General features: G+C 64.7%; 27 protein-coding genes. 25 read left to right on the top strand and 2 right to left on the bottom strand.

Annotation, left to right across the window (positions count from 1 at the left end; all coding sequences use genetic code 11):
* Window positions 1–84: 84 nt before the first annotated feature.
* Entirely contained in the window at window positions 85–1,167 is a 1,083-nt protein-coding gene (sppA, locus tag BCL93_RS01360) for a signal peptide peptidase SppA (protein WP_112053315.1), read from the top strand.
* On the opposite strand, the gene BCL93_RS01355 is transcribed toward sppA, so the two are convergent.
* Entirely contained in the window at window positions 1,161–1,769 is a 609-nt protein-coding gene (locus BCL93_RS01355; RefSeq protein WP_112053314.1) for a Maf family protein, read from the bottom strand. The genes sppA and BCL93_RS01355 overlap by 7 nt on opposite strands.
* A gap of 127 nt (window positions 1,770–1,896) precedes the next feature.
* Here BCL93_RS01355 and BCL93_RS01350 point away from each other — a divergent pair, with 127 nt between their 5' ends.
* The 16 genes from BCL93_RS01350 to BCL93_RS01275 all read left to right on the top strand — a co-directional run bounded on the left by BCL93_RS01350 (window position 1,897) and on the right by BCL93_RS01275 (window position 15,844).
* The gene (locus tag BCL93_RS01350) at window positions 1,897–2,424 is read left to right on the top strand and encodes a YceD family protein (RefSeq protein WP_112053313.1); all 528 of its coding nucleotides are present in this window, start codon (window positions 1,897–1,899) and stop codon (window positions 2,422–2,424) included.
* Window positions 2,425–2,456: 32 nt separating this feature from the next.
* Window positions 2,457–2,627 (top strand): 50S ribosomal protein L32, encoded by a 171-nt coding sequence (gene rpmF, locus BCL93_RS01345; RefSeq protein ID WP_112053312.1) that lies wholly within the window; start codon window positions 2,457–2,459, stop codon window positions 2,625–2,627.
* A gap of 36 nt (window positions 2,628–2,663) precedes the next feature.
* Complete coding sequence (gene plsX / locus BCL93_RS01340) at window positions 2,664–3,746, top strand: phosphate acyltransferase PlsX (protein ID WP_112053311.1); 1,083 nt, start codon at window positions 2,664–2,666, stop codon at window positions 3,744–3,746.
* 20 nt (window positions 3,747–3,766) lie between these two features.
* On the top strand, window positions 3,767–4,720 hold the full coding sequence (fabD, locus tag BCL93_RS01335; protein WP_112053310.1) for an ACP S-malonyltransferase: 954 nt from the start codon (window positions 3,767–3,769) through the stop codon (window positions 4,718–4,720).
* A 45-nt stretch (window positions 4,721–4,765) separates the two neighbouring features.
* Window positions 4,766–5,509, top strand: coding sequence for a 3-oxoacyl-ACP reductase FabG (gene fabG / locus BCL93_RS01330; RefSeq protein WP_112053309.1), 744 nt, complete (start codon window positions 4,766–4,768; stop codon window positions 5,507–5,509).
* Between the two features lie 129 nt (window positions 5,510–5,638).
* Window positions 5,639–5,872, top strand: coding sequence for an acyl carrier protein (acpP, locus tag BCL93_RS01325; protein ID WP_112053308.1), 234 nt, complete (start codon window positions 5,639–5,641; stop codon window positions 5,870–5,872).
* Between the two features lie 230 nt (window positions 5,873–6,102).
* Window positions 6,103–7,341 carry a beta-ketoacyl-ACP synthase II gene (gene fabF / locus BCL93_RS01320; RefSeq protein ID WP_112053307.1) on the top strand — a complete coding sequence of 413 codons (1,239 nt, stop codon included), beginning with the start codon at window positions 6,103–6,105 and terminating at the stop codon, window positions 7,339–7,341.
* A 7-nt stretch (window positions 7,342–7,348) separates the two neighbouring features.
* Window positions 7,349–8,152: an aminodeoxychorismate lyase gene (gene pabC / locus BCL93_RS01315; protein WP_112053306.1), complete on the top strand. Its 804-nt coding sequence runs from the start codon at window positions 7,349–7,351 to the stop codon at window positions 8,150–8,152.
* A 33-nt stretch (window positions 8,153–8,185) separates the two neighbouring features.
* On the top strand, window positions 8,186–9,193 hold the full coding sequence (gene mltG, locus BCL93_RS01310) for an endolytic transglycosylase MltG (RefSeq protein ID WP_112053305.1): 1,008 nt from the start codon (window positions 8,186–8,188) through the stop codon (window positions 9,191–9,193).
* A 12-nt stretch (window positions 9,194–9,205) separates the two neighbouring features.
* Window positions 9,206–9,874 (top strand): dTMP kinase, encoded by a 669-nt coding sequence (gene tmk / locus BCL93_RS01305; protein ID WP_112053304.1) that lies wholly within the window; start codon window positions 9,206–9,208, stop codon window positions 9,872–9,874.
* Window positions 9,871–10,866: a DNA polymerase III subunit delta' gene (locus BCL93_RS01300; protein ID WP_258395874.1), complete on the top strand. Its 996-nt coding sequence runs from the start codon at window positions 9,871–9,873 to the stop codon at window positions 10,864–10,866. Before tmk ends, BCL93_RS01300 begins: the two co-directional genes overlap by 4 nt.
* A gap of 38 nt (window positions 10,867–10,904) precedes the next feature.
* Window positions 10,905–11,240 (top strand): PilZ domain-containing protein, encoded by a 336-nt coding sequence (locus BCL93_RS01295; RefSeq protein WP_112053303.1) that lies wholly within the window; start codon window positions 10,905–10,907, stop codon window positions 11,238–11,240.
* Between the two features lie 41 nt (window positions 11,241–11,281).
* Complete coding sequence (locus BCL93_RS01290; RefSeq protein ID WP_112053302.1) at window positions 11,282–12,109, top strand: TatD family hydrolase; 828 nt, start codon at window positions 11,282–11,284, stop codon at window positions 12,107–12,109.
* A 30-nt stretch (window positions 12,110–12,139) separates the two neighbouring features.
* Window positions 12,140–12,700 (top strand): DUF1285 domain-containing protein, encoded by a 561-nt coding sequence (locus tag BCL93_RS01285; protein ID WP_112053301.1) that lies wholly within the window; start codon window positions 12,140–12,142, stop codon window positions 12,698–12,700.
* Window positions 12,697–14,952, top strand: a complete 2,256-nt coding sequence (locus BCL93_RS01280; protein WP_112053300.1) for an ATP-dependent helicase — start codon at window positions 12,697–12,699, stop codon at window positions 14,950–14,952. The genes BCL93_RS01285 and BCL93_RS01280 overlap by 4 nt, the downstream gene beginning before the upstream one ends.
* 49 nt (window positions 14,953–15,001) lie before the next feature.
* Window positions 15,002–15,844, top strand: coding sequence for a sulfurtransferase (locus BCL93_RS01275; RefSeq protein WP_112053299.1), 843 nt, complete (start codon window positions 15,002–15,004; stop codon window positions 15,842–15,844).
* 144 nt (window positions 15,845–15,988) lie between these two features.
* Here BCL93_RS01275 and BCL93_RS01270 read toward each other — a convergent pair whose 3' ends face one another.
* Window positions 15,989–17,656: an electron transfer flavoprotein-ubiquinone oxidoreductase gene (locus tag BCL93_RS01270; RefSeq protein WP_112053298.1), complete on the bottom strand. Its 1,668-nt coding sequence runs from the start codon at window positions 17,654–17,656 to the stop codon at window positions 15,989–15,991.
* A gap of 245 nt (window positions 17,657–17,901) precedes the next feature.
* Here BCL93_RS01270 and BCL93_RS01265 point away from each other — a divergent pair, with 245 nt between their 5' ends.
* The 8 genes from BCL93_RS01265 (at window position 17,902) to BCL93_RS01230 (ending at window position 24,249) form a co-directional block, all read left to right on the top strand.
* The gene (locus BCL93_RS01265) at window positions 17,902–18,093 is read left to right on the top strand and encodes a hypothetical protein (RefSeq protein WP_146742458.1); all 192 of its coding nucleotides are present in this window, start codon (window positions 17,902–17,904) and stop codon (window positions 18,091–18,093) included.
* A gap of 55 nt (window positions 18,094–18,148) precedes the next feature.
* Entirely contained in the window at window positions 18,149–18,901 is a 753-nt protein-coding gene (locus BCL93_RS01260; RefSeq protein ID WP_112053296.1) for an electron transfer flavoprotein subunit beta/FixA family protein, read from the top strand.
* Window positions 18,898–19,836, top strand: coding sequence for an electron transfer flavoprotein subunit alpha/FixB family protein (locus BCL93_RS01255; protein WP_112053295.1), 939 nt, complete (start codon window positions 18,898–18,900; stop codon window positions 19,834–19,836). Before BCL93_RS01260 ends, BCL93_RS01255 begins: the two co-directional genes overlap by 4 nt.
* 378 nt (window positions 19,837–20,214) lie before the next feature.
* Window positions 20,215–21,141, top strand: coding sequence for a DUF3450 domain-containing protein (locus tag BCL93_RS01250; RefSeq protein ID WP_258395873.1), 927 nt, complete (start codon window positions 20,215–20,217; stop codon window positions 21,139–21,141).
* Window positions 21,138–22,547 carry a MotA/TolQ/ExbB proton channel family protein gene (locus BCL93_RS01245; protein WP_112053294.1) on the top strand — a complete coding sequence of 470 codons (1,410 nt, stop codon included), beginning with the start codon at window positions 21,138–21,140 and terminating at the stop codon, window positions 22,545–22,547. The genes BCL93_RS01250 and BCL93_RS01245 overlap by 4 nt, the downstream gene beginning before the upstream one ends.
* On the top strand, window positions 22,531–23,064 hold the full coding sequence (locus BCL93_RS01240) for a MotA/TolQ/ExbB proton channel family protein (RefSeq protein WP_112053293.1): 534 nt from the start codon (window positions 22,531–22,533) through the stop codon (window positions 23,062–23,064). Before BCL93_RS01245 ends, BCL93_RS01240 begins: the two co-directional genes overlap by 17 nt.
* A complete protein-coding gene (locus BCL93_RS01235) occupies window positions 23,057–23,464 on the top strand; it encodes an ExbD/TolR family protein (protein WP_112053292.1) in 408 nt (135 codons plus the stop codon). Before BCL93_RS01240 ends, BCL93_RS01235 begins: the two co-directional genes overlap by 8 nt.
* Window positions 23,464–24,249 carry an energy transducer TonB gene (locus BCL93_RS01230; protein WP_112053291.1) on the top strand — a complete coding sequence of 262 codons (786 nt, stop codon included), beginning with the start codon at window positions 23,464–23,466 and terminating at the stop codon, window positions 24,247–24,249. The genes BCL93_RS01235 and BCL93_RS01230 overlap by 1 nt, the downstream gene beginning before the upstream one ends.
* The last annotated feature ends 1 nt before the right edge of the window (window position 24,250 follow it).

The following is a 24,250-nucleotide window of genomic DNA, read 5'->3' as shown; positions in this document are numbered from 1 at the left end:
TGCACGGTGAGTGTCGCGATGACGCCGAGGTAGAAATGCCAATATGGTGTCACCAAGCCATTTTTGATCTTGAGCAGGATGCCCATGAGTGACGATAAACCGCAGGATCGATGGACCCAGGGGCCGGAGCTAAGCCGGGAAGAAGCGCGGCGTGCCGAGCAGCAAGCCGCCAAAGGTGCCGGGCCCGCGAGCGACGAGGATGCCGAGACCCTGCGCGAACGCCAGCGCCTTGCCCAGCTCGAGATGATGGATCGCTGGGTCGGTGGCGTGCTGACTGAGCAGCGGCGTTCACGTCGCTGGAAGCTGTTCTTTCGGTTCCTGTTTGCCGCGCTGATCCTGACCATGATCGCGACGACCTTCTATAGCTTCTACAGGGCCGCGCAGCCGTCGGTGATGGCGGGGCAGCATCTGGGTGTCGTCGAGGTCCAAGGCGTGATCGATAGCCAGTCGCCGGCCAATGCCGAGCGCATCATCGAGGGGCTCAGGCGCGCCTGGGAGGCACCAGGAGCAACGGCGGTGGTGTTGCATATCAACAGCCCCGGCGGCAGCCCCGTGCAGTCGCAGCGTATCTATGAAGAGATCATGCGATTGAGGGATCAGGGCGACAAACCGATCATTGCGGTGGTCGAAGATATCGGTGCCAGCGGCGCCTACTATATTGCGGCGGCGGCCGATCAGATCGTCGCTGCGCCGGCAAGCCTGGTGGGCTCTATCGGGGTGATCTTCTCCGGCTTCGGCCTTGAGAAAGCCATCGACCGTCTGGGGATAGAGCGCCGGGTCTTCACTGCCGGCGATAACAAGGCGTTCCTTGATCCCTTCAAGGGCATTTCGCCTCGCCAGCGGGCGTTTTGGCAGGAAGTGCTCGATACCACCCATCGCCAGTTCATCGATGACGTCAAGGCCGGCCGCGGAGAGCGGCTGTCCGATGACCCTGAGCTGTTTTCAGGGTTGGTGTGGACCGGTGAGCAGGCCGTCAATCTTGGGTTGGTGGATCGGCTGGACACGCTGGATGGGGTAGCTCGGGCGCGTCTGGAAGCGCCACGCCTCAAGGACTACACCCCTGGGCTCGACCCCTTCGACCGCCTGACTCGGCGCTTCGGGCGGGTGGCCGCCGAATGGATGGGGCTGCCTCAGGCCCAGTCACCGCTGCGCTATCAGGCCTATTGAGGGCGTTGGGCGGTCGCCTCGGCGCCTAGTGGATCGAGGCCTGCCTCTCTCAGCATGGCGCAGAGGCGGATCAACGGCAGGCCGATCAAGCTGTTGGGGTCATCGCCTTCTAGACGCTCGAAGAGGGTGATGCCCAGGCCTTCCATGCGAAAACTCCCGGCGCAGTCCAGCGGCTGCTCGCGGGCAATGTAGCGGGCGATCTCGTCTTCCTCGAGGCGACGAAACACCACGTCATAGGTGTCGTGGGCGAGCCAGTGGCGGGCGCCGGCAGTATCGAGCAGTGCAAGGCCGGTCAGGAAGCGCACACGCTGGCCTGAAAAGCGCAGCAGTTGGGCGCGAGCGGCGGCTTCGCTGCCAGGCTTGCCGAGTATCTCGCCGTCGAACACCGCTACCTGATCGGAACCGATGACCAGGTGGTGGGAGAAGGTGTCGGCCAGGCGGCTGGCCTTGCTCAGCGCCAGGCGATGTACCAGGGCCACGGGTGTTTCTCCGGGGTGAGACGTTTCATCGATCTCGGGGCTTGCCCAGGTGAAGGGTAGGCCCAGGCGCTCGAGCAATTGGCGGCGCCAGGGGGAGCTTGAAGCGAGAACCAGGCGTGTCATGCGGTCTCCAGAGGGGCAAGTAAATGAACGTATCGAGGCAGTCAAGCGTGCCCTTCGAACCCGGAAGCATACAGCCTTGCCAGGATGCTTTGACACCCGGCGGGGGAGTGCCTATCATTGCGCGCCTATGTTGACCACACGACTCCCCTTGAAGGTTGAGCCCCATCGGCTCGCCGCCAACGCCGAACATATCGAAGGCCTTGTGGCACTCGATGAATTCGCGCGCCTAGCTCAAGATGCCGGACCCCAGCAGGGCGATTGCCAAGTCTGGCTGGACTTCGCCATCGACACTCAAGGGCGTCGAGTGATTGAGGGTCGGCTGGAAGCCGATGTGCAGTTGCCTTGCCGGCGCTGCCTGGAGCCAATGCCGACCCACGTCAGTAGCCATTTCCTGTTGGGTGTGGTCAGCAGCGATGCGCTTGCCGCCGATTTGCCGAGCACACATGAGCCGGTAGTGGTGGAAGACGAACAGCTGAATCTCCTGACGGTGATCGAGGATGAATTGATCCTCAGTCTGCCGCAGGTGATTTACCACGATGAAGCGCAGTGTGGCGTTTCATCAGACCAGCTGAGCAGCGGCGACGCGTCCGAGGCCTCGGCAACGCCTGCTGATAGTCCTTTCGATGTGCTGCGCACCTTGAAAGGCAAATCCTGATAGATCATCGATGCACTCTGGAGTGAAACCCCATGGCAGTTCAAAAGAGCCGTAAGACCCGTTCCAAGCGCGGCATGCGTCGTGCCCACGACTCACTGACCGCCCCGACCCTGTCTCAGGACAAGGAAACCGGCACCACTCACCGTCGCCACCATGTGGCTGCAGACGGTTTCTACCGTGGTCGTCAGGTCGTCGAAGCGTAAGTCAGTGCTTCGGCTGGCGACGCTCTGCGTATTGACGTGAGAATCGCCATCGACGCGATGGGCGGGGACTTAGGTCCCCGTGCCACCGTGTCAGCCGCCGTTCGGGCTCTTCAGGCCCATCCTCAGCTGCACCTGAGCCTGTTCGGCCAGCAGCCCGCCCTCGATGAAGCGCTCGCGCACCTGTCGCGATGCGATGCATCCTCGCTTTCCCGCCTGACCCTGCACCATTCCCCTGCTGTTGTCGCCGAAGACGCCAAACCCTCGAGTGTTCTGCGCGGATCCAAGGATTCGAGCCTTTCGATGATGCTCGACTGTGTGGCCTCCGGTGAAGCTCAGGCAGCGGTGTCGGCCGGCAATACGGGGGCCTTGATGGCGCTGGCGCGTCGCGCGTTGGGAACGGTGGCGGGTATTCCACGCCCGGCGATCAGTACGGCCGTGCCGACCCGGGGCAAGGGGCATTGCTATCTGTTGGACCTGGGGGCCAACGTCGAGGCCGACGCCGAGCGGCTGGTCGACTTCGCGTTGATGGGCGAGGTCATGGCGCGACGGATTGATGGCCTGAAAAAGCCGCGGGTCGCGCTGCTCAATGTGGGAATCGAAGGAACCAAGGGTACCGCCAGCGTTCGTGAGGCGGATGCACGCTTACGCGATTTTGCTCAACTGGATTACCGTGGGTTTATCGAAGGCGATGGTATCTACTCTGGCCTTGTAGATGTGGTAGTGTGCGACGGTTTCGTTGGCAATGCCGTGCTCAAGGCAAGTGAAGGGTTGGCGAAAATGCTTATTCAGCGTGTTCAGCAGACCTTCGAAGCACATTGGGGCAGTCGGCTGGTGGGGCTTCTGGCGCGTCCTGCGCTGCGCCGTCTGCGTGGCGAGCTGGACCCGGTGCGCTATAACGGCGCCAGTCTGCTTGGGCTGGACGGCATCGTGGTCAAGAGTCATGGCAGTGCCGATGCCATTGGCTTTGCCCATGCCATTTCACGTGCCATCAAGGAAGTCAGAGAAGACTTGCCGTCACAGCTGGCTCATGAACTCGGTGAAAGGCGCCCTGTTATCGCGTCGGTCGCGTGCGGTCGAGGCGATAGCGGGATGGATGCCCGTTGTCAGACCAACGAATAGAAGACGTAAAGGTGAAAGTCATGACGCAATCCCTGGCCCTCGTGTTCCCGGGGCAGGGCTCCCAGCAAGTAGGCATGATGCGGGAGCTGGCTGAACGATACAGCGTGGTACGAACCACCTTCGAAGAGGCCTCCGACGCCCTGGGCTATGATCTTTGGCATGTTGTCCAGGAAGGACCTGCCGAAAACCTGGACGCTACTGCCTGCACCCAGCCGGCGCTGCTGACGGCAAGCGTTGCCATCTGGCGTGTCTGGCAGGAGCTGGAAGGCCCGCGCCCTGGCACCATGGCCGGACACAGCCTTGGCGAGTACAGTGCCATGGTCTGTGCAGGCGTGCTGCCCTTCGCCGAAGGGGTGCGCCTGGTCAGGCTGCGTGGTGAGGCCATGCAGGAAGCCGTGCCCGCGGGTACCGGTGGCATGGCCGCGATCCTCGGGCTCGATGATGGCGCCGTGGAGCAGGCCTGTCGCGAGGCGGCTCAAGGTGAGGTGGTGGCCGCAGTCAACTACAATGCGCCGGGCCAAGTCGTGATTGCCGGCGGCAAGGCTGCCGTCGAGCGCGCTATCACACTCTGCCAGCAGGCGGGCGCCAAGCGTGCGCTGCCGCTGCCGGTGTCGGTGCCTTCGCACTGTGACCTGATGCGCCCGGCTGCCGACCGACTGTCGAGCGCCATGAGCGACATCGAGATGCGTCCTCCGCGCTATACGGTGGTGCAGAACGTCGATGCCCAGGCTCATGCCGATGTCGACACCCTGCGCACCCGGCTGGTCGAGCAGCTCTATCAGCCGGTACGCTGGACCTCCTGCATCGAGAAGATGGCGGGGCAGGGCGCCGAAGTATTCATCGAGTGCGGGCCCGGCAAGGTGTTGACCGGCCTTGGCAAGCGCATCAATCGCTCCGTCAAGGGGCTGGCCGTTAACGATCCGGACAGCCTGGAAAGCGCACTCGAACTGGCGCGCAGTGCCGCTACCGAATAAGGTGGAGGCATGTCGCTACAAGACGACAGCAATAATGCGGATTGAATTATGAGTGAATCTAGAATTGCCCTGGTGACGGGTGCCAGTCGTGGCATCGGTCGTGCGATCGCCCTTGAACTAGGCCGGCAGGGCCGTGTCGTCATCGGTACGGCCACCAGCGATCGTGGCGCCGAGGCCATCGATGCCTATCTCAAGGAGCAGGGCATAGAGGGTGCCGGCCGCAGGCTCGACGTTACTGACCAGAGCAGCATCGATGCGCTGCTCAAGTCGGTCGGCGATGAGTTCGGCGCGCCGACCATTCTGGTCAACAACGCCGGGATCACCCGCGACAACCTGCTGATGCGCATGAAGGAAGACGAGTGGGATGATGTCATCGACACCAATCTGAAGTCCCTCTATCGCGTCACCAAGGCATGCGTTCGCGGCATGACCAAGGCGCGCTTTGGGCGTATCGTCAGCATCAGTTCGGTAGTCGCGACCATGGGCAATCTGGGGCAGAGCAACTATGCTGCGGCCAAGGCTGGCATGGAAGGCTTCTCCCGTGCGCTGGCGCGTGAGGTTGCTTCGCGCAACATCACCGTTAACAATGTGGCACCTGGCTTCATCGCCACCGACATGACGGAATCGCTGCCGCAGGCGCAGAAAGATGCCCTGATGTCACAGATTCCGCTGACTCGTCTCGGTCAGCCCGAGGAAATTGCTGCGGCCGTGGGCTTCTTGACCAGTGACGCCGCCGGCTATATCACCGGCGAAACACTGCAGGTCAACGGCGGCATGAACATGCGCTGACGGCTTGGCCGACTCTCATGTTGCGAAGGCCCCTAGCGGTCTATACACTACTCCGCAGCTTTTTTGGGCTTGCGGATTCTATCCGGCTGTAAGTTAACGGCTATCTTGAACGACTGGAGTGAGTAACTAATGAGCACCATCGAAGAGCGCGTGAAGAAGGTTGTGGCCGAGCGCCTGAACGTCAAGGAAGAAGATATCCAGAACACCTCTTCCTTTACCGAAGATCTCGGTGCCGATTCTCTTGATACCGTCGAGCTGGTGATGGCGCTCGAAGAGGAATTCGATACCGAAATTCCCGACGAAGAAGCCGAGAAGATCACCACCGTTCAGGAAGCGATCGACTACGTCAACACCCACCAGTAAGCGGGCGTTGAGATCGCGACCTCAATGGTCGCCAGGTTCACATACGTGACCTGACACGGGAGTCACCCTGACTATCGATGGGTGGCTCCCGTTTTTTTTGGTGCGATACGCCGATATGCCGGCCGGAGTGGGAGCCCCCAGGTGGAGACACACCCCCGGGGAGTTCAGGTATAATTCCCGCAACGTCGGTATGCTGCGGCATGCCACCTGAATAGTCTGGAGGGAAGCTGATGCCTCGTAGAAGGGTCGTGGTGACTGGGCTTGGTCTGGTAACGCCCGTAGGAAACACCGTCGATGAAAGTTGGGCGAACATTGTCGCCGGCAAAAGCGGTATTTCCGCCATCGAACATTTCGATACCAGCGGGTTCAACACGCGCTTCGGTGGGTCGGTGAAGGACTTCGATATCAGTCCTTATCTGAACCCCAAGGACGCGCGCAAGATGGACCTGTTCATTCAGTACGGCATTGCCGCCGGCGGACAGGCCATCAGCGACGCGGGCCTGGAGTGCACCGAAGACAACGCTCACCGGATCGGTGTGGCGATTGGCTCCGGCATCGGCGGGCTGCCGATGATCGAGCATAACCATAACGCTCTTAACAAGGGCGGTGCGCGCCGCATCTCGCCGTTCTTCGTACCCGGCTCGATCATCAACATGATCTCCGGCAACCTGGCGATACAGCACGGTTTCCGTGGTCCTAACATCGCCATTACCACCGCCTGCACCACCGGTACCCACAACATTGGGTACAGCGCGCGCACCATCGCCTACGGCGATGCCGACGTCATGGTCTGTGGCGGGGCGGAGATGGCCACTACGCCGCTGGGTCTGGGCGGCTTCTCGGCGGCGCGGGCGCTGTCGACCCGCAATGACGATCCCGAGTCGGCCAGCCGGCCCTGGGACCGGGACCGCGATGGCTTCGTGTTGTCCGATGGTGCCGGCGTCATGGTGCTCGAGGAATACGAGCATGCCAAGGCGCGCGGGGCGACCATCTATGCCGAGCTCTCTGGCTTTGGCATGAGCGACGATGCTTACCACATGACGGCGCCGCCGGAAGACGGTAGCGGTGCCGCCATGTCGATGCGCAACGCCGTCCACGATGCCGGCATCGACCCCGCCAGCATCGACTACATCAACGCCCATGGCACCTCCACGCCAGCCGGCGATCTGGCCGAGAGCCGGGCCGTTGAGAAGGTGATGGGCGAGGGCGCCAAGTCCGTGGCCGTCAGCTCCACCAAGTCGATGATTGGTCACCTGCTGGGCGCCGCCGGTGCCGTCGAGGCGGTGTTCTGTGTGCTGGCGATCCGGGATCAGGTGGCGCCTCCCACCATCAACCTGGACAACCCCCAGGAAGGCTGCGATCTGGATTACGTGCCGCATACCGCCCGCGAGATGAAGATCGACACCACGCTGTCGAACTCCTTCGGCTTCGGCGGCACCAACGGTTCGCTGATCTTTACCCGGGTCTGAGTAAACGATGAGTGAGGCAGCGCTGCCGCTGAACGACCGCGGTCTGGCCTACGGCGATGGCGTCTTCGAAACGGTGCTGGTACGAGACGGCACCCCCCGGCTGTGGGACGCGCATCTGGCGCGCCTCACGCGTGGCTGTGAGCGGCTGGGCTTTCCTGCCCCCCAGCGTGACGAGCTGGATCAGTTGCCTGCTCGGGCGCCGGCCGGACTGAGTGTGCTCAAGCTGATCGTGACGCGTGGCAGCGGCGGGCGGGGCTATCTGGCGCCGGCTGATCCCGAGCCGCGCCTGCTGGTTCAGCACCTGCCTTTTGCTCCCGCCGAGGCACGCTGGCGTGAGGGTGTGCGGGTTCGGCACTGCGCCTTGCGGCTGGGTATTCAGCCGCGGCTTGCCGGGCTCAAGCACCTCAACCGCCTGGAGAACGTGCTGGCCCGCGGTGAGTGGTCGGATCCCGACGTCGCCGAGGGACTGCTCTGCGACAGCGACGGGCAGATCATCGAGGCCACCTGCATGAACCTCTTCTGGCAGCGCAACGGACGCCTGGAAACTCCGCGGCTCGACCGCTGCGGCGTCGCCGGCACCCTGCGTCAGGCACTGCTCGACGAGCGCTCGATCGCAGAAGTCGAGGCGATGCCTGCGCGTCTTGAGCAGGCCGAGGCTCTGTGGCTTGGTAACTCCCTGCAAGGCCTGTGGCCGGTGACCCGGCTCGATGACAGCGATGGCCATGCGCTCATCACCTGGACGATTGGCGAGACGCATCGCCGATTGCAGAACGACGCCCAGCGCCTGCTGGGCTATCCGTCGCTGACCTGATCCCGGCTGGCGGCGGTTCCTTGAGGAGACATCATGCGAGTGGGAAAAATTCTGCTGGCCCTGCTAGCCGTTACGGCTGCGTTGGCGATCGGCGGTTATCGTTATTGGGAAAGCCGGCTGGTCGTGCCGATCAACATCAGTGAGCCGACCCTCTACGAAGTGCCTGCCGGGGCCGGTTTCCATCAGGTTGTGCTGGACCTGGCCAGTCGCGGTATTCTTGAAGACCCTTGGGCCTTTCGCTTGCTGACTCGCCTCGACCCGTCGTCGGTTCCCAGTCTCAAGGTTGGCGAGTATCGGCTCGAGCCGGGCATGACTGGCCGTGAGGCGCTGGCCCTGCTGGGCAGCGACCAAGTGGTGACCTACCCGCTGACGATTCCTGAAGGCTGGACCTTCGCTGAAATGCGCGCGCGTCTGAATGAGGCCGAGAAGCTGGTTCATGAGACACAGGGCATGAGCGATGCCGAGATCATGGCCGCGCTGGATCGCGAAGGCGAGCATCCCGAAGGCTGGTTCTTCCCCGATACCTACCGCTATCACAAGGGCGTCACGGATATGGAAATCCTGCGCCAAGCCCATGAACGTATGGAGGCCATTCTCGATGAGGTCTGGGAAGGGCGCGACAAGGATCGCCAGTTACCCATCGACAGCCCCTACGAGGCGTTGATCATGGCCTCGCTGATCGAGCGGGAAACCGGGGCCAGCCAGGAGCGCCGCGCCATCGCCGGGGTCTTTGCGCGTCGCATGGAGCGCGGCATGCGCCTGCAGACCGACCCCACCGTGATCTACGGTATGGGCGAGGACTATGCCGGCAACATCACCCGGGCCGACCTGCGTGAGGCCACGCCCTACAACACCTACGTGATCGATGGCCTGCCGCCGACGCCAATCGCCATGCCGGGTCGAGCGGCCCTCGAGGCGGCGGTGGATCCGGCGCCAGGCAATACGCTGTATTTCGTGGCAAAGGGCGACGGCACCCATCACTTCTCGCGTACCCTGCGCGAGCACAATGCCGCCGTGCGGCGTTATATTCTCAACCGCTGAGCCTGGAGCCTTATGGACACCCGCGGACGCTTTATCACCCTGGAAGGCGGCGAAGGCGTAGGCAAGACCACCAACGTTGAGCTGGTGTGTCGTTTTCTCAGCGAGCGAGGCATCGAGGTAGTGCGCACCCGCGAGCCCGGCGGCACACCCCGGGCCGAAGCCATTCGCGGCCTGTTGCTCGACCCGGATATCGATGAGCCGTTGGATGACGATGCCGAGCTGCTGCTGGTATTTGCGGCACGCGCCCAGCACCTGGCGCGCTGCATTCGGCCGGCGCTTGCGCGTGGTGCCTGGGTAGTCTGTGATCGCTTTACCGACGCCACCTTTGCCTACCAGGGCGGAGGTCGGGGTCTCGATCCCTCGCGTATCGCCACCCTGGAGCACCTGGTGCAGGGTGAGCTGACGCCGGATCTGACACTATTGCTTGACATGCCGGCCGATGCCGCCCAGCAACGCCTGGCCTCGCGCATTGACGATCAGGGCGGTCAGCGCGACCGCTTCGAGCGCGAGCGGCTGGGCTTCTTCACCCGTGTTCGCGACGCCTACCTCACCCGAGCCGAAGCCGCCCCCGAGCGATTCGCCGTCATCGACGCCGGCCAGTCGCTCGAGGCCGTGCAGGCCTCGATTGTCACAACACTTGAGCGTCAACTGGGCCAGGGGCCGGCCGAGGAGGGCGGATGAGCGCCGAGACCATGCCTGCGCCGCTGCCCTGGCAGACCGAGCTATGGCAGCAGCTGGTCGCCCTTCAGGATGGCGGGCGATTGCCCCATGCGTTGCTGCTTTCCGGGCCAAAGGGCGTCGGGCCTCAGGCGCTTGCCGAGGCGCTGATCGCCCGCACTCTTTGCCATCATCCCGGAGACGTCGCCTGCGGGCACTGTCATAGCTGCGCGATGTTGGCATCGGGCTATCATCCGGACCTTAAGCGAGTCAGCCCTGCTGACAAGGGGCGTCAGATTCGCATCGACCCGATTCGCGAGGTCAACGCCTTCGTCAATCAGACCGCCCAGCAGGGTGGCCACCGGGTCATCGTGATCGAACCCGCCGAGGCCATGAACGTGGCCGCTGCCAACGCCTTGCTCAAGAGCCTCGAGGAGCCCGGTGGCAGCACCCTGTTCGTGCTGCTGGCGGAGATTCCCTCGCGGCTGATGCCCACCGTGCGCTCGCGCTGCCAGCAGTGGCGGCTGGCCACGCCCGAACCACAGGCGTGCCAGGCCTGGCTCGTCGAGGCGCTGGGAGAACATCAGGATGCCGCCTTCTGGCTGCAGGTGGCCGGCGGGCTGCCGCTGTTGGCCCGTGATCTCGCCACCGGTGAGGCCCGTCAGCTGCGCCAGACCCTGCATGAGCTGTTCGATGCCCTGGTGCGGGGCGCCGAGCCGGTGGCCGAGGCCTCGCGACTGGCCGGTCAATCGGTCGAGGCCATCCTGTGGTACGGTATCGGCTGGCTGGAGGACCTGATCCGCCTGGGCCTGTCCGGTGACAGTGCGGCGTTGCGCAACCCCGATCTGCTGCCGCTATACCGCCAGGCAGTCAAGAATGCTCGGGTGCGCGACTGGTTCAGGCTGCTCGACTTCGCCCGCGAGCAGCGTCGCTTGCTGGCCTCCGGCGGCAACCCCAACCCCCAACTGGTGCTGGAAGCCTGGCTGGTGCGCTGGTCGGCACTGCTGCGCTCATAGCGCCACTCTCGTCGTTCTTTTCACCACGAGGAATCATCATGGCCGGTCAGAAAGCGCTGTCACTGACGATTCAGGATCTGCCGACCCTGCTGTCGGCCTACATGCCCTCGCTGGAGCGGGGCGGCATCTTCGTGCCGACCCGTGAGCGTTATACGCTCGACCAGGAAATCCTGCTGTTGCTGACCCTGCCCGGCGATGACGAGCGCTACCCGGTGACTGGGCAGGTAGTCTGGGTTTCGCCGCCCGGCGTAACCGGGCGGCGGGTACCCGGCATTGGCCTGCATTTTCGTGCCGAGGACCAGGGCGTGCGCGACCGCATCGAGACGCTGCTGGCCGGCCAGCTCGATAAGGGCGCTCCCACCTATACCCTGTGACGCTCTCTCGTTTTCCCTCTTTTTCGCTGACCGAGTGACCCATGTTTGTCGATTCCCACTGCCATCTCGATCGTCTCGACCTGAGCGCCCATGACGGCGACCTGAATGCTGCCCTCGATGCCGCTCGAGCACGCGATGTGCGCCAGTTCCTGGCCATCGCCGTGACCCTCGAAGACGTGCCCGGGCTCGCCGAGATCGCCCGCGCGCATGACGACGTGGTGATCTCCGCCGGCGTGCATCCGCTGCACGAGGTGGCCGACGAGCCGACGGTGGCGTCCATCACGGCGTGCGCCGAGCGTCATGAAGCGGTCGCCATCGGCGAGACTGGCCTCGACTATCATTACGATGGTGTGTCTCGCGAGGTGCAGTACGAGCGCTTTCGCCGCCATCTGATGGCCGCCACCGAGCTCGAGCTGCCAGTGATCATCCACACCCGCGAGGCCCGCGAGGACACCCTGGCGCTGATCCGTGAGCACACTGACCCCAACATCGGCGGCGTGCTGCACTGTTTCACCGAGGACCTGGACATGGCGCGTGAGGCGGTTCGCCACGGTTTCTTCATCTCGCTGTCCGGCATCGTCACCTTCCGCAATGCCAAGACGGTGCGCGAGCTGGCACGCAAGGTGCCGCTTGATCGCCTGCTGATCGAGACCGATAGTCCCTACCTGGCGCCGGTCCCGCACCGTGGCAAACCCAACGAGCCACAGTGGGTCGTCGAGGTGGCGGAATGCATCGCCGAGGAGCGCGGCATCAGCGTCGACGAAGTGGCCATGCAGACCACCGCCAATTTCTATCGACTCTTCCGTGCCGCCGTGCCGGAGGCGCCTGACGACCTCAGAGAGTCCCTGGCCCAATCCGGGTTGATCTGAGCCCGTCGCCGCCGTCGAGGAGAACATCCGATGCCGATCGATCACCCGCCGCTAGAGCCCCTGCTGGGACACATCGAGGGCGATGGAGCGATTCCGCCGCTCGAGGACTGGCACCCGCCGCTGTCGGGCGAGATGGACCTATGCATCCGTGCCGACGGCCGCTGGTGGCACGAGGGCGAGCCGATTGTCCGTGGCCGGTTGGTGCGACTGCTCTCGACCATTTTACGCCGTGAGGACGATGGGGCGCACTACCTGCTGACGCCGGTCGAAAAGTGGCGAATCAAGGTCGAGGACTGCGCCTTCCTGATCGTCGATGCCGACCACCATGACGGCATCTGGACCCTGACCACCAACGTCGGCGACCGGCTGACGCTGGATAGCGATCATCGCTTGAGGCTGGACCGGGATATCCCCTCGGTGCCGGTGCGTTTCGGTCTGTCGGCGCGGCTGCACCGCAATGTCTATTATCGGCTGGTCGAGCAGGCCGAGAGCCACACGGTCGTCGACGGTGGCGCTCTCCAGCAGGAGCTTGGCATCGAGAGTGCCGGCATCTGGCAGCCGCTGGGTCGGTTTGCCGAGGAGGGCCCGTGAGGCTGACCTCTGAGCAGCAGGCGGTGGTCGGTCACCCCGGCGGGCATGCTCGGGTGGCCGCCGTGGCCGGCGCCGGCAAGACCACTACGCTGGTGGCTCGGGTGCTGCATCTGCTCGCCACGGGCGTGCCGCCCAGGCGCATGCTGGTGCTGATGTTCAATCGCGCCGCCCGTGAGGATTTTACCGCCAAGCTGGTGGCTCGGGCGCCGGCCGGCACGCCGCTGCCCGATGTGCGCACCTTTCACTCGCTGGGCCACCGTCTGACCCAGAGCCTGACGCGCTGGGGGGCGCTGGCGCCGCGCCAGTTGCTGGCCGCCGACTGGCAGCGCGAGCGCCTGTTGCGCCAGGCCGTGCAGCAGACGCTGGCCGGTGACCAGACGCGGCTCGAGGATGCCCTGGAGCCCGACCGCCTGGAGGCATTCGGCCATTTCTGCGAACTGGTCAAGGCCGAACTTGCCGATCCCAGCGAGCTGCATGAGCGTCTCGATTACGGCGCCGACACCGGCCACTTCGTCGAGGCCTTCGATACCGTCGAGACCCTGCTCGCCGACCATCACCAGATGACCTACGCCGATCTGCTGTATCGCCCGCTCAAGGCACTCGAGCGGGAGCCAGCGCTCAAGGCGCGGGTGCAGGGCTTCCTCGACGAAGTCATCATCGACGAGTATCAGGACATCAATGCCGCCCAGCAGCGGCTGCTGGCCCTGCTGGCCGGTGAGACGGCGGCGGTGATGGCGGTGGGCGATGCCAACCAGTGCATCTATGAATGGCGCGGGGCCCGCCCCGATACCATGCTCGACGACTTCACTGCCATCTTCGGTGAGGCGCGGGACTATCCGCTCTCGACCACTTTCCGCCACGGCCATGCCCTGGCGCTGGCCGCCAACCACGCCATCGCTGCCAATCGGCGTCGTCCGGATCAGCTGTGCCTGGCCATTCCCGAGAATCCGTTCACCACGCTGCAGGTGGCGCAGGGCGGGCAGCGGCTCGCCGAGGCGCTCGTCGGCTGGCAGCGCCAGGGGCGGATGCTCTCGGAGAGCTGTGTGCTGGTGCGCAGTTGGGCGCTGTCGGTGTCGGTGCAGCTGACCCTGCTGCGGGCAGGCATTCCCTTCCGGCTGTCCCGGGACGACCGCTTCGTATTCCGCCTGCCGCTGGTCCAGGCCCTGGCCGGCTATCTGATGCTGGCCCGCCAACCCGAACTGCTCAGGGACCCCGGACACCTCGAGTTACTGCTTGCCCAGCCCACGCCTTTCGTGGCCCGGGAACGGCTCGGTGCCCTGGCGCTGCGTCTGGCCGAGACCCAGTGCTGGCCGGATCGCCAGGACCCGCTGCTGCAAAGCCTGAAGCCCCTGCAGCGTCGCAACCTCAAGCGTCGCTGGGAGCTGCTCTGCGAGCTGCCGCGTCTGGCTGCCTGGCCGCCGGCCAAGCTGCTCACCCATGTGGTCGAGCGGCTGGACGCCGAGAAGGTCTTGAAGCGCGCTGCGGCGCGCCGCGAGAAGGGCGAGGAGGACGTGCGCCTGCTCGACGTGCTGATTGAACAGGCCGGCGAGCTAGCCCATGATCCCGACGCTTTCATTGCCCTGCTGCGCGAACCGGTCGAGAGCCGCGAGGATGGCGTGCTGATCACCACCGTGCATGGCGCCAAGGGCCTTGAATGGCCACTGGTGGCCCTGTGGGGAACCAACGAGGAAGATTTTCCCCACTACAGCCGCGAGAATCCGCTTAGCGATGAGCGTCTCGAGGAAGAGCGCCGGCTCTTCTATGTCGCCATCACGCGCGCCCGAGAGCGCTTGCTGATGCTGCATGACGGCGGCGAGCATCGCCCCAGCCGCTTCATCGCCGAGACCGCCTGGCAGGACTGCCAGCGCCTCGCCGAGGCGCTGAACGAGGGCGATGCGCAGGACGCTGGATCTGGCGAGGGTGTCGCCGAGTCGCCGGTGCCGCTGGCGGTGGAGCAGCCGGCCCTGGCCGAGCGGTATCTGACTGCTCAAGGGCGTTCGATTCCGGTGACGGTCAGGACCGAGCCGTCTGCCCCCCAGGCCGACAGCCCGAGTGAATCGGCGTCCGGTTTCTTTTTCAGCGTCGGCCAGCGTCTGCGGCATGCGGTGTTCGGTGAGGGCGAGGTGGACCTTGTCGAGGGCGACCCGCGAGACCCTGTCATCGAGGTACGCTTCGCTCAGGCCGGTAAGCGCCGGCTGATCGCCAGCCGTGCCCCCATCGAGCCGCTGTCAGCGACGCCGATCGCCGAGTAGGCCGCGACTCATCTCATGAACGTCAGGAGCACGTCAGGAGAGACATTGCATGAACCAACCGCTGATCGATAGCGCTTCCCTTGCCGCTGCCCAGGCGTCATCACGTCCACCGCTGTTGCTTGATTGTCGTGCCCGGCTCGATGACGCTGACGCCGGGCGAGCCCTGTGGCGGGACGGCCACCTGCCAGGCAGCCAGCATCTGGCCCTGGAACACGATCTGTCGGCGCCGGCAGGCGAGGGCGGCCGCCATCCCCTGCCGAGCCATGAGGCCTTTACTGCAGTGATCCAGCGGTTGGGGATTACGCCGGATGTGCCGGTGGTGGTCTATGACGATATGGGCGGCCAGCTCGCCGCAGCCAGAGCCTGGTGGATGCTGGCCTGCTGGGCGGGCCATGCCGAAGTGCGCGTGCTCGACGGCGGTCTGCCGGCCTGGCAGGCCAGTGGCGGGGCGCTCGAGGCCGGCGAGGTGGCCACGCCTGCCTCGAGTGACTGGCGGCCGAACTTTGATGACAGCACCCTGGTGACCGCCGCCGACATCACGCCGGGGCGCTCGGCGCTGGTGGATGCTCGGGGCCTGCCGCGCTTTCACGGCGAGGTCGAGCCCATCGACCCGGTGGCTGGTCATATTCCCGGCGCGCGCTGCCGACCCAGTGCCGACAACCTGACCGCCGACGGGCGCTTCAAGCCAGCGGCAAAGCTTAACGCCGAGCTGGCTGACGTCGATGCTCAGGCTGCCGACGGCATGATCGCCTACTGCGGCTCCGGCGTTACCGCCTGTCACAACATCCTCACCTACGCCATCGCCGGTCGTCCGCTGCCGCGCCTCTATGCCGGCTCCTGGAGCGATTGGATTCGCGATCCAGGCCGCCCTGTCGCGACCGGGGATGGCTGACTCAGATAGTGATAGGCGAGCCGAGCTCCCTTCAACGACAACGCCCCGCAGGCCAGTGGCCTGCGGGGCGTTTTTATTGCGTCATCTCACATTAGGGAAAGAACTGCTTCATGTCGCGAGCGCAGCAATGAATCAGACTTTCCCTTACATGTTGGGGTAGTTGGGCCCCCCCCCGCCTTCCGGCGCCACCCAGGTGATGTTCTGGGACGGGTCCTTGATATCGCAGGTCTTGCAGTGCACGCAGTTCTGGAAGTTGATCTGGAACTTGGGCGTGCCGGCCTCGTCTTCGACGATTTCGTAGACACCGGCCGGGCAGTAGCGGGTTGCCGGTTCGGCATACTCCGGCAGGTTGACCCTTACCGGCACCTCGGGGTCGGTGAGGCGCAGGTGGCAGGGCTGGTCTTCCTCGTGGTTGGTGTTGGAGAGGAACACCGAGGAAGGCTTGTCGAAGGACAGCTTGCCATCTGGCTTGGGGTACTCGATCTTCTCGCACTCGCTGGCCTTCTTGAGGGCCGCGTAATCGGCGGTGGTGTCGTGGACGTTGGGCAGCTTGCCGCCCAGGAGCTGGTCGAGGAAGTTGTAGGCGCCGCCACCCACGGTGCCGTACTTGTGGATCGCCGGACCGAAGCTCGCGCTCTCCTTGAGCTCCTGGTAGGCCCAGCTGGCTTCCCATTTCTCGGTAAAGGTGCGGAGGTCACTGCCGCCGTCATCACCGGCCTTCAAGGCCTCGAAGACGCTCTCGGCGGCCACCAGACCGGACTTCATGGCGGTGTGCAGGCCCTTGATCTTGGCAAAATTCAGGGTGCCGGCATCACAGCCGATCAAGAGCCCGCCCGGAAAGGTCATCTTGGGCAGGCAGTTGAGGCCGCCCTTGGCGATGGCACGGGCGCCGTAGGCCACGCGCTTGCCGCCCTCCAGATACTGCTTGAGCACCGGGTGGTGCTTCATGCGCTGAAACTCGTCGAAGGGCGACAGGTAGGGGTTCTGGTAGGAAAGATCCATGATCAGTCCGACCACTACCTGCTGGTTCTCGGCATGGTAGAGAAACCAGCCGCCGTGAGTGTCCTTGTCCAGCGGCCAGCCAGAGCCATGCAGCACCAGCCCCGGCTCGTGCTGCTCGGCGGGCACATCCCACAGCTCCTTGAGACCGATGCCGTAGTGCTGGGGGTCCTTGCCGGCGTCCAGGTCGAACGTGTCGATCAGGCGCTTGCCCAGGTGGCCGCGCGCGCCCTCGGCGAACAGGGTGTACTTGGCCCGCAGCTCCATGCCCGGCATGTGGCCGTCCTTGGGCTCGCCATCGGCGCCCAGGCCCATGTCGCCGACCAGAATGCCGCGCACGGTGCCGTCCTCGTCATGCAGGGTTTCCTGAGCGGCAAAGCCCGGGAAGATCTCGACGCCGAGCTCCTCAGCCTGCTCGCCCAGCCAGCGGCACAGGTTGCCGGCGCTTATGACATAGCGCGTCTGGTCGCCGCCGGTGTTATGCATGGACTTCGGCACCAGGGCGTTGGGCAGTCGCTGGGCCTTGTCGGCATCCTTGAGCAGATAGAGTTCGTCGCGAATGGCCGGCGTGGTCAGCGGAGCGCCGCGGCTTTCCCAGTCGGGGAAAAGTTCGGCCAGCGCGCGGGGTTCGAAGACCGCCCCCGAGAGGATATGAGCGCCGACTTCAGAGCCTTTCTCCACGACGCACACCGAGAGTTCCTGCTCGGCCTCGTTCGCCTGCTGCATCAAACGGCAGGCCGCCGCCAGGCCGGAAGGGCCGGCGCCGACGATGACCACGTCGAAATCCATGTATTCGCGTTCTTGCTCTTCCACTTGATCTCTCCTCTTGTTCGATGCCGCGGCCTGGCAATGCCCGTGCGAATTGCGCCAGATTTATAATGACTATTGTGCGGTATTAGAGCCCGCTCGGGTAGCCGACTTGGCCGAGAGTATATAATTTTAAACGGTCGTTTGCTTCCATGTCTCGTCCATGGTAAGCATACTGATAGGAAAGCGTTGCAGCACGGGGCTCGACGAGCGACGAAAGCCGCTTCTGTCACCTCCTTTTACGGTGGCTTTTGACGACGATGCTGCCGACTAGCAATGGATGGAATTATGGCCCTTTCAAGGCCATTTATGCCGTCAATATTGTGGCGAAACTGGCCCTGTGGCAGATTACCCACCTGCCCGGGATCTGTCGGTTGATCATGCACTTAACGAATGAATATAACGACCTGCCCATCGGTGATAACGGGGCGGCCGATGCATGATCGTGCCATCCCCGAGTAACGCCTCAGCGAGGCCCCAGCGTAAAGCGAGGACACCATGAAAGTATTGGTCGCGGTCAAACGCGTCATCGATTACAACGTCAAGATCCGCGTCAAGCCGGATCACTCCGACGTCGATCTCACCAACGTCAAGATGGCGATGAACCCCTTCTGCGAGATCGCCGTGGAAGAAGCGGTCCGCCTCAAGGAAAAGGGCGTGGCTAGCGAAGTGGTCGCCGTGACCGTAGGGCCCAAGGCGGCTCAGGAACAGCTGCGCACGGCCATGGCGCTGGGTGCTGACCGCGCCATCCACGTGCAGACCGATGACAAGGTCGAGTCGCTCGCGGTGGCCAAGCTGCTCAAGGGTGTGATCGACGAAGAGCAGCCAGGGCTTGTGATTCTCGGCAAGCAGGCCATCGACACCGACAACAACCAGACTGGCCAGATGCTGGCGGCGCTGGCCGGCATGCCCCAGGGCACCTTCGCCTCCGAGGTGGATGTCCAGGGCGAGAAGGTCGCGGTGACCCGCGAGATTGATGGCGGCCTGCAGACCGTCGAGCTGTCGCTGCCGGCGATCGTCACCACCGACCTGCGCCTCAACGACCCGCGCTACGCCAAGCTGCCGGATATCATGAAGGCCAAGAAGAAGCCGCTGGACGTCAAAACGCCAGAAGACTACGGCGTGGCCACCGGCAGCAAGGTCAGCCTGATCAAGGTCGAGGCGCCGGCCGAGCGCAAGGGCGGCGTCAAGGTGGGCTCGGTGGATGAGCTCGTGGACAAACTCAAGAACGAAGCCAAGGTGATCTCATGAGCATTCTGGTACTCGCCGACCATCACGACGGACAGCTCGCCGGCACTACCGCCCATGTGGTAGCCGCAGCGCAGGAGATTGCCAAGGCCGGCGGTGGCGATATCGACGTGCTGGTGGCCGGTGAAGGCGTCAGCGCCATTGCCGAGGCCGCGGCCAAGCTCAATGGTGTCAGCCGAGTGCGGGTGGCGGATAACGCCGTTTACGCCCACCAGTTGGCCGAGCCATTGGGCGCGCTGCTGGTCGAACTGGCCGATGACTACAGCCATGTGCTTTCCAGCGCCTCGACCACCGGCAAGAACGTCATGCCGCGCCTCGCCGCGCTGAAGGATGTCTCCCAGCTTTCCGATGTCATTGCCGTCGAGGGAGTCGACACCTTCTGCCGCCCGATCTACGCCGGCAACGCCATTGCTACCGTCAAGAGCGATGACGCCCTCAAGGTGATGACCGTGCGCTCCACTGCCTTTGATGCCGTGGCGGCCGACGGCAGTGCCGGCATCGAGTCAGTCGACAAGGTGGTGGACAACACCCAGTCGAGCTTCCTCAAGGAAGAACTGGCCCAGAGTGATCGGCCCGAACTCGGCGCCGCCAAGGTGGTCATCTCCGGTGGCCGCGGCATGGGCAACGGCGAAAACTTCAAGCTGCTCGACGGTATCGCCGACAAGCTGGGCGCGGCCATCGGTGCCTCGCGTGCAGCAGTGGACGCCGGCTATGCGCACAACGACATGCAGGTCGGCCAGACCGGCAAGATCGTTGCTCCGGATCTGTATATCGCCGTGGGCATCAGTGGTGCCATCCAGCACCTGGCGGGGATGAAGGACTCCAAGGTGATTGTCGCCATCAACCAGGACGAGGAAGCGCCGATCTTCCAGGTGGCTGATTACGGCCTGGTCGGCGACCTTTTCGAAGTGTTGCCGGAACTCGAAAGCAAACTGTAGCAAGATCGGGATCTTCCAGGTTGCGCTCTCGATAGTCAGCGGCCTGGTTGGAGACCTTTTCGAGGTGTTGCCGGAACTCGAAAGCAAACTGTAGCAAGATCGGGATCTTCCAGGTCGCGCTCTCGATAGTCAGCGGCCTGGTTGGTGACCCGTTCGAAGTGCTGCCGGCACTCGAAAGCAAGCTCTAAGCCGCTATGGCGGCGTGATCGTCTGCGACCGGCCTTCCTTCGGGGAGGCCGGTTTTTTTGTATGCTCTATCGATGTGGTGGCCTGTTGCGCGGCCCTGAGAGCGAGTGCTCAGGCTATGGCTGTTATTGATAATTGTTATTGTTTGAGGTAGCGTGTCATTCACTTGTTGCGACCCCTTTGCAGGAGAACATGGTGCGACACACCTTGAATCGATGGCAGGCAGGGCTGGCCCTGTCGCTTGCCCTGGCCGCGCCGGTCGCGCAGGTTTCTGCCGATGAGGCCATGAGCGCAGAGAACTTAAGTGCAGAGACCTTAAGCAAAGAGGCCCTGGCGGCCGAGGAAGCCCAGGCCGCGCTACAAGCCCGCATCGATGCCGCCGACGACGCCACTCGCGCCGATATCGAGGCATTACGCGAGCGCCAAGCAGAGCTGCGTCAGTTAACCGCCTATAACCGCGAGCTGGCACCGCGCCTCGATCAGCAAGCATCGACGCTTGATGAGCGCGAAGCGGCTCTGGACGCCTTTGGCGACACTCGCGAGGCGCTGCCGGGCATGCTTCGCGACCTGGTAGAACGCCTGCGCCAGTGGATCGAGGCGGATCTGCCGTTCCTGAAGAAAGAGCGACTGGCTCGGGTGGACAGCCTCGAGGCCCAACTGGCCGACGGTGAGGTGAGCCACGCCGAGGCGCTCGATCGCGTGCTGGCCGCTTGGCGGCGCGAGCTCGATTACGGTCGTGAGCTGGATGCCTGGCGAGGTCTTGTGGATGTCGCTTCGATGCAGGCCCGGGCGAATGATGCCCCAACTGACTCTTCACAGGCGGGAGCAGACGAATCGTTGTCGCGAGAGGTCGATTTCCTGCGTATCGGCCGTGCCGGGCTCTACTATCTGACACCTGATGGCCGAGAGGGCGGCGTGTGGAAGGCCGCGGCAGGAGAGTGGCAGCCCCTCAATGGGGCCGAGCGGGCCGAGCTCGACAAGGGGCTGCGGATTGCCCGCGATCAGCGTGCACCGGAACTGCTGACGCTGCCGATATCCCAGGCCGTCAGTGATGCCCCGCGCATGTCAACGTCCTCGACAGCCGTGAATCAGCGCTCAGGGAAGGAGGGTGACGCATGAAGCGACTCCTGCGCATGACCGTTGCCGCCGTTTCTCTCGGCCTGATGCAGATCGTTCTAGTCCAGAACGTTCTGGCCCAGGACCAGGCTCAGAAGGGCTTTTCGGCCTCGCCCATCCAGACGCTCAAGGCGGAGCGCGAAGCCGCCGAGGCGCGCGACCGGGCACGTCTGTCGGCGCTGATCGAGGATCGCGATGCCCTGTCGGCGCGCCTGGCCGAGGTCACGTCGCAACTGGAAGAGGCCCGGGTGCGTCGCGAACGTCTCGATGCTCGCCAGACGGAACTCGATGCCCGGCGCGAGGCGCTGGCCGAGCGACGTGGTCAGGCGGGGGGCGAACTGGATGCCATTGCCGGCACGCTGGCGAGCCAGACCAGCGCACTGCGTGATGACCTCGCCGACAGCTTCTTGACCTTGGGCGATACCCGCCTGCCGCCGCGACTGGGCAAGGATGCCTTGCCACGTCTTGAGCATCTCGAGGCCCTGGCCGACAGCCTGATGTCGCTGACCGTGGCAAGCGCCCAGGCCCAGCGCGTTACCGCACTGGTGGCCGATGCGAGCGGTGAACGCCGGCCGCGGGAGGTGATTCGTGTCGGTGACATGCTGGCCTTCAGCGACGGTCAACTGCTGCATCGTCCCGGCCCCGACGGGCAGCTGTCGGCGAGCGCTCACACGCCCGGGGCCGCTGCAGAAACGCTCAAGAACTTCCAGGCCGGCCGTGGGGATCGTGTGGTGATGGACCCGTCCCAGGGCCAGGTAATGGAGGTGCTTGCCCAGCAGCCGAGCCTGCTCGAACGTTTCCAACAGGGCGGCGTGGTCGGCTACGTGGTCGTGACTCTGGGGGCGCTGGGGCTCTTGGCAGCGATCGTTCAGTACGCTTACCTGGTCTGGGTCAGTCTGGCCGTGCGTCGCCAGCTCAGGGACCTTGGCCGTCCCGACGATGACAATCCGCTGGGCCGAGTGATTCGGCGCCTGGCCTCGCTGTCCCGTGATCATGCCCCAGAGGCCCTCGAGGCCCGCCTCGATGAGGCACTGCTCGCCGAGCAGCCGCGGCTTGAACGCGGTCAGCCGCTGGTCAAGCTGCTGGCAGCGGTGGCCCCGCTGCTTGGCCTGCTGGGCACGGTGACTGGCATGATCGGCACCTTTCAGGCGATCACGGTCTTCGGCACCGGGGATCCGCAGATGATGGCCGGCGGCATCAGCCAGGCGCTGGTGACCACGGTGCTGGGCCTGATCACTGCGGTGCCGCTGCTGTTTGCTCATACGGCGCTCTCAAGCCGCAGTCGTGCGCTGGTCGGGGTGATCGAAGGCCGCGCCAGTGCCGCCCTTGCCGAGCGCCTCGCGCCGGCCGCTGCGAGCCCGGCTGAAATGAACAAGAAAGGATCCGCGACCCATGCCAACCTGGCTTGAGCCGCTGAGCTGGCTGTTTCGCGCCGGCGGGCCGGTGCTGGTGGCGATCGCCCTGGTAGCCGTGGTGCTGTTCAGCCTGGCGCTGGAGCGCTGGTGGTATTTCCGCCTGACCTACCGGCGGGCACGGCGGGCGCTGATTCAGCGCTGGGTGGCGCGGGACGATCATCTCAGCTGGAGCGCCCTTACCCTGCGCGAGGCCTGGACCCGCGAGCTGATCGCACGGCTGCGTCGCCCCTTGCCCTGGCTCAAGTGGCTGGTGACGGTCTGCCCGCTGCTGGGGCTGCTGGGGACGGTGACCGGCATGATCAGCGTCTTCGATAGCCTCTCGCTCAGCGAGGTCAATCAGGCGCGAGCGATGTCCGACGGCGTCGCTCGCGCCACGCTGCCGACCCTGGTCGGCATGGCGGTGGCGGTGGTGGGGCTTCTGTTCACTACCCGTCTGGAACACATCATTCGTCGCGAAGACCAGAAACTCCACGATCGGATGGCTCGCGCCACGGAGGACTCCCATGCGTAGGCGTCGCCTGGAGGGCGACCATGGCAGCGAGGGCGAGGTCAACCTGACCCCCATGCTCGACGTGGTCTTCATCATGCTGATCTTCTTCATCGTCACCACGTCCTTCATCAAGGAGAGCGGTGTCGAGATACAGCGCCCCGAATCGAGTGCCGCCACACCGCGACCGGATGCCCAGGTGATGGTGGCCATCACCGCCGAGGGGGCGGTCTGGGTCGACGGCCAGCCGGTGGATCTGCACCGCCTGGGCGACACCGTATCTGGCCTTGTGACCGATGAGGGGGCGGTAGTGATCCAGGCCGATCGTGACGCCACCACCGGCCTGTTGATCGAGGTCATGGATAGCCTGCGCGAGGCCGGCGTCGAAAATATGGCAGTAGCGGCCAGTCGAGAGGCCTCCTGATGCGACACCTCGTCGCCTTTCTGGGGGGCGTCATGCTGGTCGGTGGGCTCTTCGCCCTGCTGGCGCTGCTGGTGGCTCCGCCGGACGATACGCCAACGCTTGATATGCCTTCCGTGCCGATGGCCATGGTCGAGGCGCCGAGTCAGCCGTCAGCCAGCGCCGCACCGCGCCCAGCGCCGCAGGCTCCAGCGACAGCGCCGCCGCCTCCGGCCCCTGCGCCGTCTCCTCAGGTGGAAAGCTCGATCGAGCTCCCTGAGCCCGAGCTGCCAGCAATGCCTCAAGCGTCGGTGCCTGCCGATATGACCCTTCCCCCCCTGGAAGAGCAGCTCCCTGAACCGGCGCCGACGCCAGAGCCGACACCGGAGCCCACGCCGGAACATAAACCCGAGCCCGCCCCCGAGCCGGTCGAGTCAACCGCGCCGCCAGAAGACGCCGCCAAGCCCGTCGAGGAGGCCAAGACGGCAGCGGCCAGCGGGGGTGGTGCAAGCAGTGAAGAGGCGGAGGCGGCCGGCCAGCAAGCGGTCAGCGCCGCACCGCGACCGACGCGCCGGGTGCCGCCTGAGTATCCGTCGCGGGCACGGCGCCGCGGCCTGGAAGGGCATGTGGTGGTGGCCTTCACCATCCGCCCCGATGGCGAGGTCGAACGGGATTCGATCACGGTAGTCGAGGCCGACCCCGCTCGCGTCTTCGACCGAGCCGCCGCCCGCGCCATTGCCGGCTGGGAATTTCCTGCGGCCGGCTCGTCGCGGCGGGTTCGTCAACGCCTGGAATTCCAGCTGAGGTGAT

Origin of the sequence: Onishia taeanensis, from assembly GCF_003268885.1 — a bacterium.
GTDB lineage: Bacteria > Pseudomonadota > Gammaproteobacteria > Pseudomonadales > Halomonadaceae > Onishia > Onishia taeanensis_A.
This window is presented reverse-complemented; position numbering and strand designations above follow the sequence as displayed.

Excerpts from the sequence above, each read along its gene's own strand:
- BCL93_RS01240 (WP_112053293.1), top strand. The coding sequence starts at position 22,531 with ATGCCAACCTGGCTTGAGCCGCTGAGCTGGCTGTTTCGCGCCGGCGGG.
- BCL93_RS01285 (WP_112053301.1), top strand. The coding sequence starts at position 12,140 with ATGCCGATCGATCACCCGCCGCTAGAGCCCCTGCTGGGACACATCGAG.
- BCL93_RS01260 (WP_112053296.1), top strand. The coding sequence starts at position 18,149 with ATGAAAGTATTGGTCGCGGTCAAACGCGTCATCGATTACAACGTCAAG.
- pabC (WP_112053306.1), top strand. The coding sequence starts at position 7,349 with ATGAGTGAGGCAGCGCTGCCGCTGAACGACCGCGGTCTGGCCTACGGC.
- BCL93_RS01355 (WP_112053314.1), bottom strand. The coding sequence starts at position 1,769 with ATGACACGCCTGGTTCTCGCTTCAAGCTCCCCCTGGCGCCGCCAATTG.
- BCL93_RS01245 (WP_112053294.1), top strand. The coding sequence starts at position 21,138 with ATGAAGCGACTCCTGCGCATGACCGTTGCCGCCGTTTCTCTCGGCCTG.
- BCL93_RS01290 (WP_112053302.1), top strand. The coding sequence starts at position 11,282 with ATGTTTGTCGATTCCCACTGCCATCTCGATCGTCTCGACCTGAGCGCC.
- tmk (WP_112053304.1), top strand. The coding sequence starts at position 9,206 with ATGGACACCCGCGGACGCTTTATCACCCTGGAAGGCGGCGAAGGCGTA.
- BCL93_RS01235 (WP_112053292.1), top strand. The coding sequence starts at position 23,057 with ATGCGTAGGCGTCGCCTGGAGGGCGACCATGGCAGCGAGGGCGAGGTC.
- acpP (WP_112053308.1), top strand. The coding sequence starts at position 5,639 with ATGAGCACCATCGAAGAGCGCGTGAAGAAGGTTGTGGCCGAGCGCCTG.
- sppA (WP_112053315.1), top strand. The coding sequence starts at position 85 with ATGAGTGACGATAAACCGCAGGATCGATGGACCCAGGGGCCGGAGCTA.
- BCL93_RS01255 (WP_112053295.1), top strand. The coding sequence starts at position 18,898 with ATGAGCATTCTGGTACTCGCCGACCATCACGACGGACAGCTCGCCGGC.
- BCL93_RS01300 (WP_258395874.1), top strand. The coding sequence starts at position 9,871 with ATGAGCGCCGAGACCATGCCTGCGCCGCTGCCCTGGCAGACCGAGCTA.
- BCL93_RS01350 (WP_112053313.1), top strand. The coding sequence starts at position 1,897 with ATGTTGACCACACGACTCCCCTTGAAGGTTGAGCCCCATCGGCTCGCC.
- BCL93_RS01275 (WP_112053299.1), top strand. The coding sequence starts at position 15,002 with ATGAACCAACCGCTGATCGATAGCGCTTCCCTTGCCGCTGCCCAGGCG.
- BCL93_RS01250 (WP_258395873.1), top strand. The coding sequence starts at position 20,215 with ATGGTGCGACACACCTTGAATCGATGGCAGGCAGGGCTGGCCCTGTCG.
- BCL93_RS01230 (WP_112053291.1), top strand. The coding sequence starts at position 23,464 with ATGCGACACCTCGTCGCCTTTCTGGGGGGCGTCATGCTGGTCGGTGGG.
- rpmF (WP_112053312.1), top strand. The coding sequence starts at position 2,457 with ATGGCAGTTCAAAAGAGCCGTAAGACCCGTTCCAAGCGCGGCATGCGT.
- BCL93_RS01295 (WP_112053303.1), top strand. The coding sequence starts at position 10,905 with ATGGCCGGTCAGAAAGCGCTGTCACTGACGATTCAGGATCTGCCGACC.
- mltG (WP_112053305.1), top strand. The coding sequence starts at position 8,186 with ATGCGAGTGGGAAAAATTCTGCTGGCCCTGCTAGCCGTTACGGCTGCG.
- fabD (WP_112053310.1), top strand. The coding sequence starts at position 3,767 with ATGACGCAATCCCTGGCCCTCGTGTTCCCGGGGCAGGGCTCCCAGCAA.
- fabF (WP_112053307.1), top strand. The coding sequence starts at position 6,103 with ATGCCTCGTAGAAGGGTCGTGGTGACTGGGCTTGGTCTGGTAACGCCC.